A 3127-nucleotide genomic window follows, 5' to 3' on the forward strand; every position below is an offset into this window, starting at 1 on the left:
GAACAGCAGCCCGTCCTGTGCGGCGAAGAGTTCCTTCAGCCGCCGCGCGTCGGCCGGAAAGGCACCGGCTTCGAGCGCCGCCGAATAGAGCGGCAGGTCGAAAGTCGCGAGATCGACATCGGCGACGGTGGCGCCATGCGCCTCCAGCGCGCGCATCGCGAGCTTTCCCAACGCGCGGTTGAACGACCCTTCGCGCGTGCTTCCGACGATGACTGCAATATTGGTCAATTTTTCCTCCCGCGACAATTTAGTTAGTATACTAACCTATTGCCGCGAGGAACCGCAACTCCATTGTTCCCGGCACAAGCCGAGACCTGTCTCAGGCCTTGATGTCCGAGAGGACGGCAAGCTTGGCGGTCTCGTCCGCCAGATTGTCGATCACGCGCCGGAGCAGCGCCTGCAGCGTTTCGACCTCGTCGTCGGTCATCCCGCGCGTCGCCACCTCGTGCACTTCGGCGTTCATCGGCGCGAGGATGAGTTCGAGCTTCTTCGCGTGCGGGGTCAGGTGGATGAAGGTCTTGCGGCGGTCGTCGGTCGTCTTCTTGCGCGTGATGAAGCCCGCCTTTTCGAGGCCCTTCAGCGCGACCACCGTCGTCGGCTCCCGCATCCCGACGCGTTCGCTGAGCTCGCGCTGGGTGATGCCGTCCTCGCGCCACAACTGCCGCAGGAAACGCCACTGCCCTGCCGATACGTCGTGGGTCAGCGTACCGCGCTCCAGCAGCCGCGAGAAGGACCGGAAAACGATGCGGGCAAGGTAGCCGATGCTGTTTTCCGGGTTGGTGTAATATTCGGCGGGATGCCGAAACGCTTCATTCTTCCTGGCCAATATTTTTCCCCTTCGCCCGCCCATGCCGCGGAGCAGTGCCGCGATGATCCGAACCTTAGGGCTCTATGATTCGCGCGGCAAGTTGCTTCGGCATCGCAATATCCTTGGACAAAAGCATTTCCGGAATATACTTAGATATCTAAGTTAATTGGAAGGCTCCATGGAAAAATTCGACCGGCTGACCGCCATCGCGGCGCCGCTGCCCCTCGCCAATGTCGACACCGACATGATCATCCCGGCGCGCTACATGAAGGCGCTGACGCGCAGCGGGCTCGGGCAGCACCTGTTTCGCGAGCTTCGCTATACGCCCGGCGGCACCGAGCGCAGTGACTTCATCCTCAATCACCCGGTGGGCCGGCATGCCCGAATCCTGATCGCCGATCGCAATTTCGGCTGCGGCTCGTCACGCGAGCATGCTGTGTGGGCGCTCGCGGACTTCGGCATCCGCTGCGTCGTCGCGCCGAGCTTCGGCGACATCTTTGCCGGCAATGCGCGCAAGAACGGCCTGCTGCTCGTCCGGCTGCCCGATGACCGGTGCGACCGGCTGCGCGAGGGGATTGCGCAGATCAGCGTCGACCTCGTCGAACAGCGCATCACCCTCGCGTCGGGCGAAACGATCGCGTTCGCCATCGATCCCGGCGACCGGCGGACGCTGATCGAGGGGCTTGACGATATCGCACGCACGCTGCGTCACGAAGCCGCGATCGCACGTTTCGAGCAACGCCTCTAGTCGAGGCTCGCCGGGTCGGCGATATACCCTGCGATCGCGCTTGCGGCGGCGAGCGCGGGGCTCATCAAGTGCGTCCGTCCGCCGCGCCCCTGCCGGTTCTCGAAATTGCGGTTCGACGTCGCGGCGCAGCGTTCGCCGGGCTGCAGCGCATCCGCGTTCATCCCGACGCACATCGAACATCCGGGCTCGCGCCAGTCGAAGCCCGCCGCGCGCAGCACGGCATCGATACCCTCGGCCTCGGCCTCGCGCTTCACCAGCCCCGATCCCGGCACCACCATCGCGCGGATATGCGGCGCGACTTTCCGGCCGCGGACGATATCGGCGGCGATGCGCAGATCCTCGATCCGGCTGTTGGTGCAGCTGCCGATGAAAACGCGGTCGAGCCGCGTTCCCGCAATCTTCCCTCCGGGTGTCAGGTCCATATAGGTGAGCGCGCGCTCGGCGGCCGCGCGCGCGTCGGCATCCGCGAGCATCGCGGGGTCGGGAATGCGGGCGTCGACGGCAACCGATTGCGACGGGTTCGTGCCCCAGCTGACCATCGGTCGCACCTCTGCCGCATCGAATGCCAGATCGCGATCGAAAACCGCGCCGACATCGGTAGCGAGCGCGCGCCAGCGCGCCAGCGCCGCCTCCCACGCCGCGCCTTCGGGCGCTGCGGGGCGCCCTTCCAGATAGGCGAAGCTCGTTGCGTCGGGCGCGATCAACCCGGCCCGCGCACCCATTTCGATGCTGAGGTTGCACAGCGTCATGCGCGCTTCCATCGACAGCGCGTGGATCGCCGGACCCGTATATTCGATGACGTGCCCGCTCGCTCCGTCGACCCCGATCGCGGCGAGCAGGTGCAGCGCGAGGTCCTTGGCGTAGACGTGCGGCGCCAGTCGTCCCGCGACGTTGATCCGCATGTTGCGTGACTTGCGCTGGCGGATCGTCTGCGTCGCCAGCACATGCTCGACCTCCGACGTGCCGATCCCGAAGGCGAGCGCACCGAACGCACCATGTGTTGACGTATGGCTGTCGCCGCAAACGATCGTCATCCCCGGCTGCGAACGCCCTTGCTCGGGCCCGACGACGTGGACGATGCCGCCGCGCGGATCGCCCATCGCGAAATTCTCGATCCCGAAGCGGCGCGTATTGGCGACGAGCGCTTCTAGCTGCGCGCGCGCCTCGGCATCGGCGACCCCCGCCGGCCCCGCGGCCTGCCCGATCGTCGGCACATTATGGTCGGACAGCGCCAGCGCGCGCGCCGGACGCCGCACATTGCGCCCCGCGGCCGCAAGCCCGGCGAAAGCCTGCGGCGACGTCACCTCGTGGAGCAGGTGCAGGTCGATATAAAGCAACGTCTCGCCATCATCGTCGGCGACGGCGTGCGCATCCCATATCTTGTCGTAAAGCGTGCGCGGACGGGTCACAATGTCCCCAGCGTCTCTTTTCGCGGCCCGAGGAACCCGAAGAGGTAAGCCGCGACTTTTCGCATCTGGATTTCTTCGGCGCCTTCGGTGATGCGATAGCGGCGGTGGTGGCGGTAGATATGCTCGAACGGCTTGTGGCGCGAGTATCCGATGCCGCCATGG

The 3127-nt window shown here is 65.8% G+C and carries 5 protein-coding genes; 1 reads left to right on the top strand and 4 read right to left on the bottom strand.

The window, feature by feature from the left end; all coding sequences use genetic code 11:
- The coding region (locus VGD20_RS07880) for an NADPH-dependent FMN reductase (RefSeq protein ID WP_331133917.1) at positions 1–228 on the bottom strand (228 nt) is incomplete at its 3' end.
- A gap of 91 nt (positions 229–319) precedes the next feature.
- A complete protein-coding gene (locus VGD20_RS07885) occupies positions 320–826 on the bottom strand; it encodes a MarR family winged helix-turn-helix transcriptional regulator (RefSeq protein WP_331133918.1) in 507 nt (168 codons plus the stop codon).
- A gap of 160 nt (positions 827–986) precedes the next feature.
- On the opposite strand from VGD20_RS07885, the gene leuD reads away from it, so the two are divergent.
- Positions 987–1556 (top strand): 3-isopropylmalate dehydratase small subunit, encoded by a 570-nt coding sequence (leuD, locus tag VGD20_RS07890; protein WP_331133919.1) that lies wholly within the window; start codon positions 987–989, stop codon positions 1554–1556.
- Here leuD and leuC read toward each other — a convergent pair.
- Together leuC and VGD20_RS07900 are read right to left on the bottom strand one after the other, a co-directional pair.
- On the bottom strand, positions 1553–2965 hold the full coding sequence (gene leuC, locus VGD20_RS07895; RefSeq protein WP_349256377.1) for a 3-isopropylmalate dehydratase large subunit: 1413 nt from the start codon (positions 2963–2965) through the stop codon (positions 1553–1555). The two genes, leuD and leuC, sit on opposite strands and share 4 nt — an antisense overlap.
- On the bottom strand, positions 2962–3127 hold a 166-nt coding region (locus VGD20_RS07900; protein WP_331133921.1), incomplete at its 5' end, for an acyl-CoA dehydrogenase family protein. The genes leuC and VGD20_RS07900, both read right to left, overlap by 4 nt.

Source organism: Sphingopyxis sp. (assembly GCF_036402335.1).
GTDB lineage: Bacteria > Pseudomonadota > Alphaproteobacteria > Sphingomonadales > Sphingomonadaceae > Sphingopyxis.

Excerpts from the sequence above, each read along its gene's own strand:
- leuD (WP_331133919.1), top strand. The coding sequence starts at position 987 with ATGGAAAAATTCGACCGGCTGACCGCCATCGCGGCGCCGCTGCCCCTC.